Source organism: Plantactinospora alkalitolerans, from assembly GCF_015690345.1.
Taxonomy (GTDB): Bacteria; Actinomycetota; Actinomycetes; order Mycobacteriales; family Micromonosporaceae; genus Plantactinospora; species Plantactinospora alkalitolerans.
Genome location: NZ_JADPUN010000087.1, coordinates 1 through 17,062 on the forward strand (window position 1 = coordinate 1; position 17,062 = coordinate 17,062).

At 71.8% G+C, this 17,062-nt stretch carries 14 protein-coding genes; 7 read left to right on the forward strand and 7 right to left on the reverse strand.

The features are described 5' to 3' along the window. Nucleotides 1–1,583, forward strand: a 1,583-nt coding sequence (locus tag I0C86_RS06875; RefSeq protein ID WP_323373500.1) for an ATP-dependent helicase C-terminal domain-containing protein, incomplete at its 5' end; no start/stop codon positions are given. Between the two features lie 13 nt (nt 1,584–1,596). Here I0C86_RS06875 and I0C86_RS06880 read toward each other — a convergent pair. Next, nucleotides 1,597–2,325 (reverse strand): PP2C family protein-serine/threonine phosphatase, encoded by a 729-nt coding sequence (locus tag I0C86_RS06880; RefSeq protein ID WP_196200365.1) that lies wholly within the window; start codon nt 2,323–2,325, stop codon nt 1,597–1,599. A 303-nt stretch (nt 2,326–2,628) separates the two neighbouring features. Between I0C86_RS06880 and I0C86_RS06885 the strand changes: the two genes are divergently transcribed. From I0C86_RS06885 to I0C86_RS06895, 3 genes are all read left to right on the forward strand, one after another. Beyond that, entirely contained in the window at nt 2,629–5,709 is a 3,081-nt protein-coding gene (locus tag I0C86_RS06885) for a glycoside hydrolase family 9 protein (protein ID WP_323373501.1), read from the forward strand. 379 nt (nt 5,710–6,088) lie between these two features. Continuing rightward, complete coding sequence (locus tag I0C86_RS06890; protein ID WP_196200366.1) at nt 6,089–8,074, forward strand: hypothetical protein; 1,986 nt, start codon at nt 6,089–6,091, stop codon at nt 8,072–8,074. Nucleotides 8,075–8,193: 119 nt separating this feature from the next. Continuing rightward, entirely contained in the window at nt 8,194–8,502 is a 309-nt protein-coding gene (locus I0C86_RS06895) for a hypothetical protein (protein WP_196200367.1), read from the forward strand. 47 nt (nt 8,503–8,549) lie between these two features. On the opposite strand, the gene I0C86_RS06900 is transcribed toward I0C86_RS06895, so the two are convergent. Then, nucleotides 8,550–9,974, reverse strand: coding sequence for an Nramp family divalent metal transporter (locus I0C86_RS06900; RefSeq protein WP_196200368.1), 1,425 nt, complete (start codon nt 9,972–9,974; stop codon nt 8,550–8,552). A gap of 98 nt (nt 9,975–10,072) precedes the next feature. Between I0C86_RS06900 and I0C86_RS06905 the strand changes: the two genes are divergently transcribed. After that, entirely contained in the window at nt 10,073–10,609 is a 537-nt protein-coding gene (locus I0C86_RS06905) for a GNAT family N-acetyltransferase (RefSeq protein WP_196200369.1), read from the forward strand. 63 nt (nt 10,610–10,672) lie between these two features. On the opposite strand, the gene I0C86_RS06910 is transcribed toward I0C86_RS06905, so the two are convergent. From I0C86_RS06910 to I0C86_RS06920, 3 genes are all read right to left on the reverse strand, one after another. Then, nucleotides 10,673–11,671, reverse strand: coding sequence for a TIGR03885 family FMN-dependent LLM class oxidoreductase (locus I0C86_RS06910; protein ID WP_196200375.1), 999 nt, complete (start codon nt 11,669–11,671; stop codon nt 10,673–10,675). Nucleotides 11,672–11,815: 144 nt separating this feature from the next. Then, entirely contained in the window at nt 11,816–13,231 is a 1,416-nt protein-coding gene (locus I0C86_RS06915; protein ID WP_196200370.1) for an NADP-dependent succinic semialdehyde dehydrogenase, read from the reverse strand. A 37-nt stretch (nt 13,232–13,268) separates the two neighbouring features. Further along, the gene (locus I0C86_RS06920; protein WP_196200371.1) at nt 13,269–13,538 is read right to left on the reverse strand and encodes a DUF6343 family protein; all 270 of its coding nucleotides are present in this window, start codon (nt 13,536–13,538) and stop codon (nt 13,269–13,271) included. A gap of 62 nt (nt 13,539–13,600) precedes the next feature. On the opposite strand from I0C86_RS06920, the gene I0C86_RS06925 reads away from it, so the two are divergent. Then, the gene (locus I0C86_RS06925; protein ID WP_196200372.1) at nt 13,601–14,023 is read left to right on the forward strand and encodes a PPOX class F420-dependent oxidoreductase; all 423 of its coding nucleotides are present in this window, start codon (nt 13,601–13,603) and stop codon (nt 14,021–14,023) included. Nucleotides 14,024–14,155: 132 nt separating this feature from the next. Further along, the gene (locus I0C86_RS06930) at nt 14,156–15,022 is read left to right on the forward strand and encodes a GDSL-type esterase/lipase family protein (RefSeq protein ID WP_196200373.1); all 867 of its coding nucleotides are present in this window, start codon (nt 14,156–14,158) and stop codon (nt 15,020–15,022) included. Nucleotides 15,023–15,027: 5 nt separating this feature from the next. On the opposite strand, the gene I0C86_RS06935 is transcribed toward I0C86_RS06930, so the two are convergent. Next, complete coding sequence (locus I0C86_RS06935) at nt 15,028–15,786, reverse strand: EcsC family protein (protein ID WP_323373502.1); 759 nt, start codon at nt 15,784–15,786, stop codon at nt 15,028–15,030. Nucleotides 15,787–16,318: 532 nt separating this feature from the next. After that, nucleotides 16,319–17,062: peptidase M23 (locus tag I0C86_RS06940; RefSeq protein ID WP_230393699.1), on the reverse strand; the 744-nt coding region annotated here is incomplete at its 5' end.

Below are 17,062 nucleotides of genomic sequence, written 5' to 3' on the forward strand. Positions count from 1 at the left end.
GGGGCCTGGGTTCCCTGGGACCGGTGCCGGTCTCCCGGGCGGCGGCGACGCAGCGGGCCGGACGCGCCGGGCGGGAGGCGCCGGGCCGGGTCTACCGGTGCTGGTCGGCGATGGACCACGAGCGGCTGCCCGCGCAGCCCGAACCGGAGATCGCGGTCGCCGACCTCACCGCGTTCGCGCTGCAACTCGCCTGCTGGGGGCATCCGGACGGGGCCGGACTCGCACTGCCGGACCCACCGCCGGTCGCCGCCATGCAGGTGGCCCGGGAGACCCTCGACGCGCTCGGGGCGATCGAGCCGGACGGCCGGGTGACCGGGCGCGGCCGGGCCATCGCCGGGATCGGCGCCCATCCGAGGCTGGCCCGGGCGCTGCTGGACGGGGCCGGGCCGCTGGGACCGCGCCGGGCGGCCGAGGTGGTGGCGGTGCTCTCCGAGACGACTCCCGGCGACGACCTGGTGGCGGCCTGGCGCCGGCTGCGTTCCGGTACGGACGCCGCCACCGGCCGGTGGCGTACCGAGGTCAACCGGCTCCGGTCCGGCCTCTCCGAGGCTTCCACCGGGCGGGATGCCGAACGGGAGACCCGGCGGGCCGAGCGGGAGTTGTCGGACGATCTGGCGGCCGGGCTGCTGGTCGGGCTGGCGTACCCCGAACGGTTGGCCCGGGTCCGGCAGGCCGGCGGCGGCACGTACCTGATGGCCGGCGGCACCGCGGCGGACCTGCCGCCCGGATCCGGGCTGGCCGGGGCCGAATGGCTGGCGATCGCCACCGCGGACCGGGCACCCGGTCGACGCAGCGCGACCATCCGGCAGGCGGCGGTGATCGACGAGACCACCGCCCGCGAGGCCGGGGCCGCACTGCTCCGCCGGGAGCAGGAGATCGCCTGGTCCGGCGATGACGTGGTCGCCCGCGAGATCGACCGGCTCGGCGCGATCGTCCTGCTGGACCGCCCGCTGGCCCGGCCGGACCGGGCTCTGGTCGCCGCCGCGCTGCGCGACGGGCTGCGGCAGGTCGGACTGTCCCTGCTGACCTGGAATCCGGAGGCCCAGGCGCTGCGGGCCCGGCTGGCGTTCTGTCGGCACGCGCTCGGCGCCGACTGGCCGGACGTGGCCGACTCGGCGCTGCTCGACCGGGCCGAGGAGTGGCTCGGGCCGGAGTTGACGAGCGCCCGGCGCCGGGCCGACCTGGCCCGGATCAACGTGTCGACCGCGCTCCGCCGGCTGGTGCCCTGGGCCCGGGCGGCCCGGCTGGACGAACTGGCCCCGGAGCGGCTCGCCGTGCCGAGCGGCTCCCGGCACCGGGTGGACTACACCGATCCGGCGGCACCGGTGCTGGCGGTCAAACTCCAGGAGACCTTCGGCTGGCGGGACGTGCCCCGGATCGCCGACGGACGGGTGCCGGTCCTGCTGCACCTGCTCTCCCCCGCCGGCCGTCCGGTCGCGGTGACCCGCGATCTCGCGTCCTTCTGGCAGACCGGTTACCCGCAGGTACGCGCGGAGCTGCGCGGGCGTTACCCCCGGCACCCGTGGCCGGCGGATCCGACCGAGGCGGAACCGACCCGTCGGCTCCAGCCACGCCGCCGCTAGCCTCGCGGGCTGTTCAGGCGCTGTCGACGATGTCCGCGACCACGACGGTGATGTTGTCCGGTCCGCCCGCCCGCAGGGCGAGGTCGACCAGCCGCTGTGCACAGGCGGCCGGATCGGGGTACCCGACCAACGTCTCCGCCAGGGTGTCCGCGCGGACCACATTGGACAGGCCGTCGCTGCACAGCAGCCACCGGTCACCCGCCTCGGGCACCAGCGTGGTGTAGGTGGGGGTGACCGCTTCGCCCTGGAGCGCCCGGGTCACCACGGCCCGCCGGGGATGGCTGCTGGCCTCCTCCGGGCTGATGACCCCCTCGTCGACCAGCATCTGCACGAAGGTGTCGTCCCTGGTCAGTTGGGTCATCGTGCCGCCCCGCAGCAGGTAGGCCCGGGAGTCGCCGACATGGGCCAGCGCGAGGCAGGTCCCGGTACGGGCGAGCAGCAGTGCGGTGAGCGTGGTGCCCATCCCCTGCCGTTCCGGATCTTCGGCGACCGCGGCCCGGATGCCGGCGCTCGCGGTGTCGATCGCCCCCTGCAACGCGGCGACCAGTCCTTCCTCCGGCGTCTCCGCGTCGAGCGGATGGATCGCCTCGATGGCTATCGTGCTGGCCAGGTCCCCGGCGGCCATGCCGCCCATGCCGTCGGCCACGGCGAGCAGCCAGGGTCCGGCATGCACGGAATCCTGGTTCGCGCCCCGGATCAGGCCCCGATCGCTCACCGCCACGGATCGCAGCTTCAGGCTCATGGCAGGCAGCCTGCCAAAAAGATGGCCAGAATGCTTGCAGTAGATCACCGACCGGCCGGAGTGGCGGTCTAAATTTACCGTCCGTCGCGACGAAGATCACCGACCGCGAACCATTCCGGCGCCGGTCACCGGCTCCGTTCCACCCCGCCGGGGCGAGCGCAATCCAGGATGGTCGATTGACATGCCCGAAATCGACTGGCAACATCGGCTCCGTATTGGGAGCGCTCCCAGCGTTACTTCCGATTTCCGCCGCGCACCCCCGCGACTCGCCGCATCCGGCGGCCCCGCCCGGAAGGACCCCACGTGACCCGACCCCGCCACCACCTGCGTCGAGGCCGACGCGCGCTCACCCTGCTGGCCACGGCCGCCCTGCTACTGGGCAGCGGCGCGACCGGCGCCAGCGCCAGGCCCGCCGACGCCCAGGCACTCACCGAACACATCGTGAACGGCACGTTCACCAACTCCACCGCCCCCTGGTGGTCCAGTGCCAACCTTTCGCTCGCGGTCGTCGACGGTCAACTCTGCACCGAGGTACCCGGTGGGCTGGCCAACCCGTGGGACGCCAGCCTCGGCCACAACGCCATCCCACTGGTCGACGACGCCAGCTACGCCCTGGAGTTCCGGGCGTCGGCCAGCGCGGCGGTCACGGTCAAGGCCAACGTGCAGCTCAGCGAGGACCCCTACACCACGGTGTTCTCCCGGGACATCGCGCTCGACACCAGCACCGAGCAGTTCGGGTACGGGTTCACCGGCAGCCTCGACTCGACCAACGGAACGCTCACCTTCCAGCTCGGCGGCGCCGCCGAGGCGTACACGTTCTGCCTCGACGACGTCTCGTTGAGCAGCGACGCCCCGACCGACCCGCCCCCGGGCGGCGCGGAGCAGGTGGAGAACGGCGACTTCACCGACGGCACCTCCGGCTGGTTCTCCTACGGCACCACCTCGTTCGGCGTCACCGACGGGCGACTCTGCTCCGCCGTACCGGGCGGGCTGGCCAACCCGTGGGACGCCGGAGTCGGACAGAACGACGTGGCGCTGGTGGCCGGGGAGACGTACGCGCTCTCCTTCGACGCCTCCGCCGAGCCCGGCGCGACCGTCCGGGTGGCGGTGCAACTGGGCGCCGATCCGTACACGTCGTACTTCGCCGAGGACGTGGCGCTGACCGACCAGGCCCGCCACATCGAGCGGACCTTCACCGCCAGCGAGGACACCAGCCTCGCCCAGATCGCCTTCCAGGTCGGCGGCAACGCCGCCGGGTACGAACTCTGCCTGGACAACGTCTCGCTGCTCGGCGGCGAGGAGGAACCGCCGTACGTGCCGGACACCGGCCCGAGGGTCCGGGTGAACCAGGTCGGCTACCTGCCGGCCGGACCGAAGAACGCCACCATCGTCACCGAGGCCACCACGCCGCTCGGCTGGCAACTGAAGTCGGCGGCCGGTGCGGTGGTGGCCAGCGGGCAGACCACGCCACGCGGCGTCGACGCCGCCTCGGCCCAGAACACGCACAGCGTCGACTTCTCCGCGTACCGCACCCCGGGCAGCGGCTACACCCTGAGCGCCGACGGCGAGACCAGCCATCCGTTCGACATCTCGACCGACGTCTGGAAGCAGCTCCGCTCCGACTCGCTGCAGTTCTTCTACATCCAGCGCAGCGGTATCGCCATCGACGGTGACCTGGTCGGCGCCGAGTACGCCCGGCCGGCCGGACATCTCGGCGTGGCGCCGAACAAGGGCGACACCGACGTACCGTGCCAGCCCGGAGTCTGCGACTACCGCCTCGACGTCCGGGGCGGCTGGTACGACGCGGGCGACCACGGCAAGTACGTGGTCAACGGCGGCATCGCCACCTACCAGCTACTGAACGCGTTCGAGCGGACCAAGACCGCCGCCACCGGCGGTGGTGGCGCGGCCCTCGGCGACGGCACGCTGCGACTGCCGGAGCGCGCCAACCAGGTGCCGGACATCCTCGACGAGGCCCGGTGGGAGCTGGAGTTCCTGCTCCGGATGCAGGTGCCGGCCGGCAAGCCGCTGGCCGGGATGGCACATCACAAAATCCACGACCGGAACTGGACCGGGCTGCCGCTCCAGCCGGAGGACGACCCCGAACTGCGGGAACTGCACCCGCCGTCGACGGCGGCAACGCTGAACCTGGCCGCCACCGCAGCCCAGTGCGCCCGGCTCTACGCCCCGTACGACGCGGCGTTCGCCACCCGCTGCCGCACCGCGGCCACCACCGCGTACGCGGCGGCCAAGGCCAACCCGACCCGGTACGCCGACCCGCAGGACGGCAACGGCGGCGGTTCCTACAGCGACGGCGACGTCAGCGACGAGTTCTACTGGGCCGCCGCCGAGCTGTACCTGAGCACCGGCACCCAGTCCTATCTCGACGACCTGACCGCGTCGCCGCACCACACCGACGACGGGGTCTTCGCCCCGAACGGATTCGGTTGGGGCAGCACCGCCGCGCTCGGCCGGCTGGACCTGGCCACCGTGCCGAGCGGCCTGCCGGTGCTCGACCGGGACCGGCTCCGCGCCTCGGTGGTCAGCGGCGCCGACGGCTACCTGACGACCGCGCAGACCCAGGCGTACGGCCTGCCGATGCCGGGCAACCCGGGCAGCTACTTCTGGGGCGCCAACAGCAACATCATCAACAACGCCGTAGTGCTCGCCACCGCCTTCGACCTGACCGGGGTGGCCCGCTACCGGGACGCCGCGGTGCAGGCGATGGACTACATCTTCGGCCGCAACGCGCTCAACCAGTCGTACGTGACCGGCTGGGGCGAGAACGCGTCGGAGAACCAGCACAGCCGGATCTTCGGCAACCAGTACGACGAGTCGCTGCCCAACCCGCCGGCCGGATCGATCGCCGGCGGCGCGAACGCCAGTCTGGACGACCCGCTCGCGGAGGAGTTGCTCGAAGGCTGCGCGCCGCAGTTCTGCTACGTCGACGACATCGCCTCGTACTCGACCAACGAGGTGGCGGTCAACTGGAACTCGGCACTGGCCTGGATCGCCTCGTTCCTCGCCGACCAGGGCGGTGCCACCAGCACCCCGGCCGCCTCGAGTTGCCGGGTCACCTACACCAACTACGGCACCTGGGCCGAGGGCGGTGGCTTCACCGGACAGGCGACCGTCACCAACACCGGCAGCACCCCGATCAACGGCTGGACGCTGAGCTTCGCGTTCACCGGCGACCAGAAGATCCGGGATGCCTGGATGGCGAAGGTGACCCAGGCGGGTGCCCGGGTGACGGTGCGGAACGAGTCGTACAACGCCCGGATCATGCCGGGCAGCAGCCAGATGTTCGGCTTCAACGCCACCACCGCCGGTGGCCCGAATCCGGATCCCGGCCTCTTCACCCTCAACGGCTCGCCCTGCACCTGACCCCCGCCCACCACCCCACCGGCGAGCCCGGACGCCACAGCAGGCGTCCGGGCTCGCCGGCGTCTGTGGGTCGATCGGCGGTCGTCGCTTCGGTCCGGGGGTACCCGGTACGTCCAGCGGCAACCGGGGACGGCCCGGTACCGGGCCCGGTCGATTCGGGCGGGCGATCTCGACTTCGCCGCGCCCGTCCGGAGGAGGGACCGGAGCTTCACTTTCCGCAAGGCTGTAATTACGAAGAGACATCACCTTTGCTCCGGGCACCCGCCGTCGGGTACCCCCGGGCGGCGATCGCGGTGGGCGCCGACGGTCTGATCGTCGACGTGCATCCGCGACCCGGGCCGCCGTGGTCGCCGGGCGAGGGGCGGACCGGGGAGGTCTAGTGCGCAGAGGAGAGACATTCCGCTGGATCGGCGCCTGCCTGGGCCAGCTCGCCGCAGCCGCGGCCCTGGTGGTCGCGTCGATCGTGGACGGACCGGCCGCTCTGCTGCTGCGTGCCGTCCCGTGGCTCGACACCGCGTTCTGGCCGGCCGAGGGGGCGATCCGGGTACTCGGGCTGCTGGCCGCCGTCGAACTGGTGGTACGGGCCCGGCGGACGGCCCGCCGGCACTGGTGGCGCCGTCAACGCTTCGACCGGGCCCCCGGGCGGCCGTTCCCGATCCCGCTCGACCAGCGCGACGCCGACCTGGAGATCCTCCGGTCGATGATCCGGATCAGCCGCACCTACCCCGCCCCGGCGATCCGGCTCTTCGGCCAGATCCTGCTCGACCCGGCCCGCTACCAGGTCCGAATCACCGACGAGGTCCGGCAGGTGGACGAGTGCCTGCGGGTGTCGGTCTCCACGACGTTCAGCAGTGCGCCGGACGACCTGGCCGGACTCCGCGAGGACGCCGTGGTCGGCACACCCGGGGCGAGCGGGCCAGGACATGCCAGCACGGTGTCGACCACCCGGCCGGCTCCCGGCGGACCCACCGCTGGCGGCCAGCGCACCGGTACGGCGTCCGCGCTGCTCACCAGGCCCGCCGTACCGCAGGACCGACGAACCGGGCCGGGAGACCCCGGCGACCCCGCCGGCCGGTCCGATAACCCGGCCGGCCCGCCCGCCGATCCGGCCGGAGGTACCCAGCACCCTCCGGTGATGCTGATACCGATGATCCTGAGCACCAAGGGCGCCATGCTGGACAACGTCGAGACCTTCGACGGGGCCGGCGACCCGGTGCCGTTCCTGTCCCAGGAGGACGCCCGGGGCGTCGTCGCGCACGTACTGCGGCAACTGTTCCGGGAAACGTTCGGCGAGGCGGTGCACGCGGTGGAGGAGCGGCGGCACGACGCGGTCCTCTTCGCGCTGCTCCGGCTGGTGTTCCAGGCCGGCCGGGTCTCCGTGGCGGATGCCGACGCCTACTTCGACCGCAACGTCGCGCCGATCCGGGACAGCGCCGACGACATCGCACTGCGCCGGCTGCGGGGAGTCTGCTCGTTCCTGGTCCGCAACTACGTGGTCATCGCCGAGGTGCTGCCACCCGACGGGTACGCCTGGATCCTGCGCTACACCAAGACCATGCCGGTGTACGGCCGGGCGACCTCGCCGCGCGGCCGGCGGCGCGTCCGGCTCGGCCTCGCCCCGAACACCTTCGTCATTCCGTTGAACCTGCCCTTCACCACCACCAGCTACCACTTCCGGATGCGCGCCGGGGCGAACACGTACGTCAAGGTGCACTCGGTGCAACTGGCCCAGTCCGGGGCCAGCGTCGACCAGGCGGCCATCCGCGACATGAGCGACCGGGCCTACCTGCGGGTACGACACCGCCAGGCCCTGCCGTACGCCCATCTCTACGCGCGGCGCTTCGACACCTGCCGGGACCCGGCGGACCTGGTGATGGAGGTGGTCTTCGACGAGGTGCCGCCCGGGGCGCTCGGCCTCACCTCCTGGCTCGCCGCGCTCTCCGCGCTGGTGATCACCCTGCTCGCCCTGCTCGTGCCGAACAACGACGGAAGCCGGATCTCCGGGGACGTGCTGGCGTTCCTGCTGGCCATCTCGCCGGTGGCGGCGACCTTCGTCGGGTACTCGATGGAGAAGCTGCAACGCTCCTCGCTGACCACCTTCGCCGGGCTGGTGGCGACGGGTGCCACCTCACTCGTCGCCGCACTGCTCTACGTGCAGCCGTCGCCGGGCTGGCTGCTCGCCCACCCGACCGTGCCGTTGCTCGGGCAGATCCGGGTGAACCTCGGCGTCTTCGCGGTCGGAGTCGTCGGCGGGCTGGTCGCCGCCTACCTCTTCTTCCGGCTCCGCGACGAACTGCACCACTATGTCGACCTGCTCCGGGACGTGGAGCACCCGGGTACGGGCCGGCCGGGAGAGTTGTCGTGAGCCGCCGCCGGGAGCCGGCCGGAAGAGCTGCGGGAAGGCGCCGCCGGGAGCCGGCCGGGAGAGGCGCCGGAAGCCGCCGGGAGCCGGCCGGACCGGCCGTGGGTCCGAAGGAACGGGCGATGGACCGCGGCGCCGATCCCGGGGTCGGGGACGACCTGCTGGACTCCCTGCCGGCGGATGCCGTGGTCGCGTACCGGGGCGAGCCTCGGGCCTCGGAGCGGGCGATGCTGCTCTGGCCGATGACCGCCGAGCGGCGGCAGGCCTTCGGCGCCGGCATCGAGTGGGTCAGCAACCAGTTGCGGACCATGGACGACGAGCGGGTCGGCAGGTTCCTCGACGAACTCGCCGACGAGAGCCGGCGACTCGGCCTCGACACGGTCCCGCCGCCCGAGGAGCCGTCGGACGGGCGGGGCCGCTCCGCCGGTTAGGAAGGGCCCCTTCTACAACAGAAAACGATAAGAAGGGGCCCTTCCTTTCACTTCAGCCAGTCGAGGAGGCGGTCGCCCTGCTGCCAGACGGTGAGGGCGGAGAAGACGCCGAAGAGGAGGACGGACCAGATCAGGGCGACGACGCGGTAGGAGCGGGGGCGGATCTGGACGGGCAGGACGCGGCGGTTGAGGATCAGCAGCATGATCGAGTAGAGGAACATCATCAGGCCGCCGACGCAGGCGGAGATGACAAGCAGGATCAGCGGCTGGTCGAACCCGGCGAGCAGGACGACGCAGCCGATCCCGACGAGTCCCCAGACCAGCGCGAAGTAGATCCGGCTCTCGGAGAACCGGCGCAGGTACGCGGTCTTGAGCACATCGGCGGCGAGCCGGCTGGTGTAGTCGACGATGCCCATCGCGGCGGCGAACAGCGACAATGCCCCGACCGCCCAGAACAGGGTGCCGAACCACGGCCCCACCAACTCCTTCAGCCGCTCCCCCTCGACCTGGAGGAACGAGACGCTGTTGGCCAGGCCGGGCACGCCGTACACGGTGGAGTAGGCGAGCAGTGAGGTCAGCACGATGGTGACGAACGAGATCAGCACGAAGGTGACCAGCTGCTCCCGGTTCGCCAGCCGCCACCAGCGGTGCCACCGGGTCAGGTTCTCCTCGGTCGGCTCGAAGACGAATCCCGCCGAGTCCGGTGCCGCCTCCTCCCGACCGGTGACCGGGCTGACCAGGCGGGGCACGTACCTGCCCATTCCGTAGCCCTTGTCCCGGATCCAGTTGGACTGCACGAGGTTCTGCCCGCCGCCGGCTCCGGCGAAGACCAGTGCGGAGAGCATCAGGGCGAAGCCCAGTTCGGTGGGGAACTCCGGTGCGGTCACCGCGTCGGGCAGGTCGCCCCAGGCGCTGGCCGAAATTGCGAAGATCACCGCTACGACGATGAAGACCAGCACGAGGCCGACCTTGACGAACTCGATCCGCTCCAGCGCGGTGTAGACCACCGGCGCCAGGGTGAGCGTCGCGCCGATCACCAGCAGCATGCCGACGGCGATCCAGGTCGCGTCGCCACCGAAGAGGTACGTCACCATGGTGGCGGAGCTGGACGCCCAGCCGGGCCAGAGGTTGGCGAAGTAGACCATGATCGCGAAGACCAGTCCCCAGTGCCGCCAGAACCGGGAGAACCCGGTCAGCGCGGTCTCCCCGGTCGCCAGCGTGTACCGCTCGATCTCCATGTTCAGGAACCACTGGGTGACGATGCCGACCGCGGCCGCCCAGAGGAACACCAGCCCCACCTGCGAGGCGATGTACGGAAAGAGGATGAACTCGCCGGACGCCAGCCCCACGCCCGCGGCGATCACGCCGGGGCCGATGACCGACCATTGTGAACGGGGTGCGGCTGGTAACTCTCGGACGGATACGCCGGGCAGGTGCTTGGTCGGGAACCGGTCTGCGGCGGTCTGCGGCATTGCGACCTCCAGGGGGACGGAGTACCGGCCAAGGGGCGTCCCGAGACCGGATCTGAGCTCAACTCGCAGTGGTCGTGGTGAATGGATCATCTGTCAACATGGACGATGTGACAACCGATCAGCTCGTCGTCCGTGCCGGCGGACCCGGGGACGTCACAGCGGTGCTCTCCCTGCTCGACGGCGCGACCCGCTGGCTGGTGGCGCGGGGACGTACCGGGCAGTGGGGCACCGCGCCGCACTCCGGTAATCCCCGGCGGGTGGCCCAGGTCCGGCGGTGGGCCGCGGACGGTGACCTCTACCTGGCCGAACGATCCGGCGTCCCGGTCGGCGCGATCGTGGTCGGCGACGCCGTGCCGCACGTGCCACCGGCGACCGAACCGGAACTCTACGTCAACCTGCTGGTGACCGACCGGGCCCACGCGGGAGAGCGGATCGGTGGCCGGCTGCTCGACCACGCCGAGGAACTCGCCCGCGAGCAGGGCGTCGGACTGCTGCGCGTCGACTGTTACGCGGGCGACGACGGGGCCCTGATCCGCTACTACGAGAGCCAGGGCTTCACCCCGACCGAACCGTTCAGCGTGCAGCTCGTCGACCGGCGCTGGCCCGGTCAGCTGCTCGAACGCCGACTGGCCTGAGCCCCGGCCGGATGTACCGGCGGGGCGGCGGTCAACCACCGGAGATGCCGGTGCCGTCGCTGGTCAAGCGCGCCGGTGGTCGGTCGTGGCGACCTCGACGCCGCTCGACTTCAGCTCGGGCAGGACCTTGGCGCCGAACGCGTCGATGAAGGCGTCCTGCTCCTGCCCGACGTGGTGCAGGTAGATCTCGTCGAAGCCGAGTTCGACGTACTCCCGCAACCACTGGGTGTGCCGGCCCAGGTCTTCAGAGATGTTGACCACCTCGGCGACCCGGTCCGGCGGCACGGCCGCCGAGACGGTGTCGAAGTGGTCGGTCAGCTCCAGATCCCAGCAGACCGGCGGATCGAACACGTTGCTGCGCCACTGCTCGTACGCGATCCGGGCCGCCTCGTCCCGGTCCGGGGCCCAGCTCAGGTGGACCTGGAGGGCGAGCCGGCCCCGGCCTCCCGCGTCCCGATAGGCGTCGATCATGCGGCGCAGCCGGGCCGGCGGCGCGTTGACCGTGATGAGCCCGTCGGCCCACTCGGCGCACCAGCGGGCGGTCGACTCGCTGACCGCCGCGCCGACCAGTGCCGGCGGCTGCTCCGGGCGGGTCCAGAGCCGGGCCCGGTCCACTGTGACCAGTCCGTCGTGGCTGACCTCCTCGCCGTCGAGCAGCGCCCGGATCACGTCGACACACTCGCGGAGCCGGGCGTTCCGAATCTCCTTGCGGGGCCAGCCCTGCCCCGTGATGTGCTCGTTGCTCGCCTCGCCCGTTCCCAGCGCCGCCCAGAACCGTCCCGGATACATCGCGGCGAGGGTGCCGATCGCCTGCGCGATGATCGCCGGGTGGTAGCGCTGGCCGGGCGCGTTCACCACTCCGAACGGCAACGAGGTCGCCTGGAGTGCGGCGCCAAGCCAGGACCAGGCGAATCCGGACTGCCCCTGCCGGGAACTCCACGGTGAGAAGTGATCGGACGACATGGCCGCGTCGAAGCCGGCCTCCTCCGCCCGCACGACGGCCCGCAGCAGGTCGGCGGGGTGGATCTGCTCGTGGGATGCGTGGATGCCGAACATCGTCATGGCGGTCATCCGTACCCCGTCGGCCCCGCGCTCAATACCCGGAGCGCCGGTCAATGTTCATCCTCGGCGAATTCCACGCGGGTACGCCCGGCGAACTTCCATCCGCCGGGCTATCCGGCGAACCGCTGCCGGCCGGGTCCGCCGCTACTCGCTGTGCGCGCCGGCCCCCGGGCCGGCGGCGCCGCCCTCGCCCACCCAGACCGCCTTCAGGTTGCAGAACTCCCGGATCCCCTGTGCCGACAGTTCACGGCCGTAGCCGGAGTTGCCCACCCCGCCGAACGGCAGTTCCGGGTACGAGGTGGTCATGCCGTTGATGAACACCATCCCGGCGTCGAGGTCGGTGGCGAAGCGCTCCTGTTCCGCCGGGTCCCGGGTCCAGGCGTTGGAGCCCAGCCCGAAATTTGTGCCGTTGGCCAACTCGATCGCCTCGTCGTACGACGAGACCCGGTGCAGCGCGGCAACCGGTCCGAAGACCTCCTCGGCGTACATCCGCATCGCCGGGGTCAGCTCGGTGACCACGGTCGGCGGGTACCACCAGCCGGCCCGGTCGGGGCGCTGCCCACCGCAGAGCACCCGGGCGCCCTGCCGCACCGCGTCCTGGACCTGCTCCTCCACCTCGGCACGGCCCCGTTCGGTCGCCAACGGGCCGATGTCGGTCTCCTCCGCCATCGGATCACCCATCCGCAGCGCCGACATCCGGGCCACGAAGGCGTCCGTGAACGCGTCGAAGACCTCGGTGTGCACGATGAACCGCTTCGCCGCGATGCAGGACTGGCCGTTGTTCTGGCACCGGGCGACGGCGGCCACCTCGGCGGCCCGCTCCACGTCGGCGGAGGGCATCACCACGAACGGATCACTGCCGCCCAGTTCGAGGACGGTCTTCTTGATGTGCTGTCCGGCGATCGCCGCCACCGAACGCCCGGCGCCCTCGCTGCCGGTCAGGGTCGCCGCCCGGACCCGGGGATCGGCCAGCACCCGCTCGACCGCCGACGATTCGATCATCAGGGCCTGGAAGGCACCGGCCGGAAAGCCTGCCCGCCGGAACAACTCGTCCAGGTAGAGCGCCGTCTGCGGCACGTTCGAGGCGTGCTTGAGCAGCCCGACGTTGCCGGCCATCAGGGCCGGCGCGGCGAACCGCAGCACCTGCCAGAGCGGGAAGTTCCACGGCATCACCGCCAGCACCGGGCCCATCGGGTGGTACCGGCTGTACGCCTGGACGGCGCCGATCGCCGCCGCGTCGGCCGGCTCGTCGGCGAGGAACCGCTCGGCGTGTGCGGCGTAGTACCGGCAGCCCATCGCGCACTTGGTCACCTCGGCCTTGGCGGACGCGTACGTCTTGCCCATCTCCGTCGTCATCATCCGGGCGACATCGTCACGCTCGACCTCCAGCAGGTCGGCGGCGGCGGTCATCCATCGGGCCCGGTCGGCGAAGGTCGTCGTACGCAGCGTGTCGAACCCGACCGCCGCCCGGGCGAGTACCTCCTCCACCTGCCGGTCCGTCATCTCGTCGAAGCTCTTGAGCAGCTGGCCCGTGCTCGGGTCGATGGTGGCGATCGACATCTCGTACTCCCTAGGGATCGGCGGGTCTGGCAGCGGATCACTCGAAGAGGGAGTGCCGGGTTCCCGGCGGTTCCTCGCGGCGCCGCGCGGCCCGACGGCGCTGCACCACCACCAGGTCCACCACGGCCACCAGGGCGAAAACGCCGAGTACCGCCGCCAGCACAGGTTGGTCGGCCCGGGCCGCCAACACACCGAGCACCACGCAGATGACCAGGCCGAACGAGGCCAGTGCCAGGCGCAGGTTGAGCGCACTGTAGGGGCGGCCCACCGTCCCTTTCGCCCCACGGGGCTGCGGTCTCGCGGCCATTTCGCCGAACTACCCGGAATGGGCGCCGGCTAACCTGCGGCGAGTGGGGTAAGAAGAGGAACATGACGACTGGTCCGACTCCTCCCGAGAGCCACGCCGACCTGCTGGCCCGTCCGCTCTTCGCACATCTGGCGACCGTCCGGCCCGACGGCGGGCCGCAGAGCAACGTGATGTGGTTCGCCTGGGACGGCGCCCGGATGAGGATGACGCACACGAAGCGACGGCAGAAGTTCCGCAATCTCCAGCACGATCCCCGGGTCGCCCTCTCGATCGCCGACCCCGACGATCCGTACCGCTTCCTCGAGGTGCGTGGTGTGGTGGAGAAGATCGAGGACGACGACGAGGTGGCGTCGTTCTACCGGTCGCTCCAGGAGCGCTACAGCAACGTCTACGACATCAACGACGCGCCGGTACGGGTGATCATGACCATCCGGCCGGAGAGCTTCGTCGCGGTGACCGGCGGCCAACCCGCACCGAGCCGCTGAGGTCCGGGCTGGTGTCCGGTTCCCGTCAGGTCGGGAATCGGAGCCGTCGGAGGCCGCGCCGAGGGTTCCGGCGGAGCGACGGCGCCGCGTACAGTTACGGAGCGATTGCTGTCCGCTCCGTACAGGAGAAGCATGTCCAGACGTTGGACCGCCGCCGTCACCGCCGTGCTCGCGGCCTTCGCGCTGGCCTGCGACGGTGCCCAGGGCGGCGGTAACCAACCCGATCCCCCGGCCCAGCCGCCCCGACCCGGCCTGCCCACCTCCATGGCGGCGCTCGGCGACTCGATCACCGCCGGTTTCGGTTCCTGCCTGACCCTGGCCGCCTGCCAGCGCAACTCCTGGTCGACCGGGGACGGGGCGCGGGTGGAGAGCCTGTACCGACGGCTGCGGGAGGTCAACCCGGCGATCCGTGGCAAGGTGCACAACGAGTCCGCCGGCGGAGCCCGGGTCGCGGGCCTGGCCGACCAGGCCCGGGACGCGGTACGGGCCAAGGTGGGCTATGTGACCGTACTCATCGGAGCGAACGACGCCTGCCGGGGCGGAATCGACGACATGACAAGCGTCTCGGCGTTTCGGAAGAGCCTCGACAGCGGCCTCGCGGCGCTGAAGAAGGGACTGCCCAAGGCACAGGTGCTGGTGGTCAGCATCCCGGACCTGTACCGGCTCTGGGAGGTCGGGCACACCAATGACCGGGCGGTCCGGGTCTGGCGGGACCGGGTCTGCCCCGCGCTGCTCGCCAACGCGGCCTCGACGGCGCCGGCCGACCGCACCCGTCGGTCGACGTTCCGGGCCCGGATCGACGCCTACAACCAGCAACTGGCCGCCGCGTGCCGGGCCTACGGCTCCCGGTGCCGCTACGACGGCGGCGCGGTGCACCGGGTCCGGTTCGGTCTGGACCTGGTCAACCAGTTGGACTACTTCCATCCGAACGTTGCCGGTCAGAACAAGCTGGCCGAGGTGACCTGGCGGGCATCCGGCCTGGCCAGTCGAGCGGACTGACCGGGCTACGGCTCCGGCGTGGTCGCCGGTGGTGGCATGATCGCCGGCCGCTGCCGGTAGAGCTTCTGGGAGCGGGCCGCGAGATCCTTGGTGGCCGACGAGTTCGCCCAGGTACCGAGGATGATCGCGGCACCGGGAACAGCCTTGGCGAGAAGCCGCTTCGCCGCCCGGACCCCGGCCATCTGCGCCAGCTTCAGCCCCAACCGCAGCATCACCTTCCGCAACGGCGTCCCCGACCGGCCGAGCATCGCGCCCGCCCGCTCCCGGCCGGCGGCCACGCCGAGCGCCAGCCGCGCCGTTTCGGCGATCTTGTGTACCCGCTGGAGCACCAGCAGGTCGGTGGCCCGGTCGGCGTGCTCCGGATCGTGGCCGTAGGCCGCCGCGACGTGCAGGACCATCCGGGCCTGGGTCCAGGCCAGCACACCCATGTCGAGGACCGCACCGGGCAGGCCGGCGGCACCCGAGATCGCTCCGGAGAGCCGTGCCCGGGTGACGAACTTCCGGATCGCCACCTCCGCCACGCCGTCCGGCGACAGGTCGGGATGGTACGCACGGGTCCGCTCGACCCAGGCCCGGGCCTCGGGGCCGAGCCGCCGTACCGCCTCCAGCGCGAGGTGCTCCGGTGCGTACTGCGGATCGGCCTTCATCCGGTCCCACAACCCGCTGGGCGGCACTGCCGACGGGTCCTGGTCGGCGGACTCCGGTGGGTTCTCCGGATCCGAGGGATCGACATCGGAGGAGTCGGGATCACCAGGCCCGGGCACGACGCCGTCACCGTCCCCGGGCCGGCCCGCTTCGATGCCCGTGGGCCGGACCGCGCCGCCCCCGGTTCGGGGAGTCGGCGCGGGCGACGTGCCCGGACCGATGCCGGGTGCCGGGTCGGCGACCGGCGGCGGAAGATCGGGCGACGGGACCGGCGCGGCGGTTCCACCGCCGGCCGACGAGGACTCGGTCACGGGACACGCTCCGGAGCTGAGTGGGGGAATGGCTCAGGGTACGAAACACCGGCGCGACGGCCGGCGGGACGATCAGCGGCGACCTCGCAGCCGAGCCATGATCTGGCGCATCCGCTGCTGGTTCGACGGCTTGGCCATCTCACGACGGCCCCGATCGATAAGTTGCCGGCCCTTGGGTGACCTGAGGAACATTTGGATCCGCTGCACCATTGACGCCATTTCGATCCTCCTGTTGTGGTCCTGCATCAGGTGTACCCGATTCGGCGTTCCGCCACACCGGCCGACCGACGACGACCCGGGTCCCCGACCCATCGTGACCCGACCGATCAAGCCCTTCCGGTCAGCGCCGGGACGGCACCAGGGCCTCGACCACCTCCGTCGCCTCGTCCTCGTGCTTGGCGTAGTGCTCCGGGTACGCCGAGACCTGCACCGCCTGCGCCGCCTCGGTCAGCCGCATCCGCTCCCAACCGGGTACCCGCCGCAGCGCGTCGAAGAACTGCGCCGTCGCGTACGCCGGGTCCATCAACCGGTTGACCGGCCCCCAGCCGCTGCTCGTGCGCTGCTGGAACAGCCCGACCGAGTCGTGGTCCCAGCCGCTCCCCTGGTGCGGGTAGCGCTTGGACTCCGGCAGCACCTCGCTGGCCCGGTTGAGCAGGTCGCTCTCCTGCATCGCGGTGGCCACGCCGATGACCAGTGCCCGGCGGGGCATGCCCATGTCCCGGCCGGTCCGCACGATCGCCCGGGCGTTGTCCATCTGCACCCCGGACAGCCCCGCCACCGGGGCGGCGTCGATGAGTGGCGACGCGCCGGATTCGTCCCGGGCGGAGCCGGTGGGCCGGGACGAGCCGCCGACCCCGGAGCGGTCGCGTTCGGCCGACCGGCTCGATCGGTCGGGGTCGTCACCGGGCGATCCGGTCGGCCGGGACAGGGCCACCCGGTCGTCCGGATTGGCCACGCCGGCACCCGTCGGGGCGTCCGGCTGGCCGGTCGCCTCGACCACGGCGATCAGCCCCAGGCAGCAGAGCACCCCGGCCGCGACCGCGACCCGGGCCGGACGCCGTACGCCGAGCGGGTTCCGCAGGCC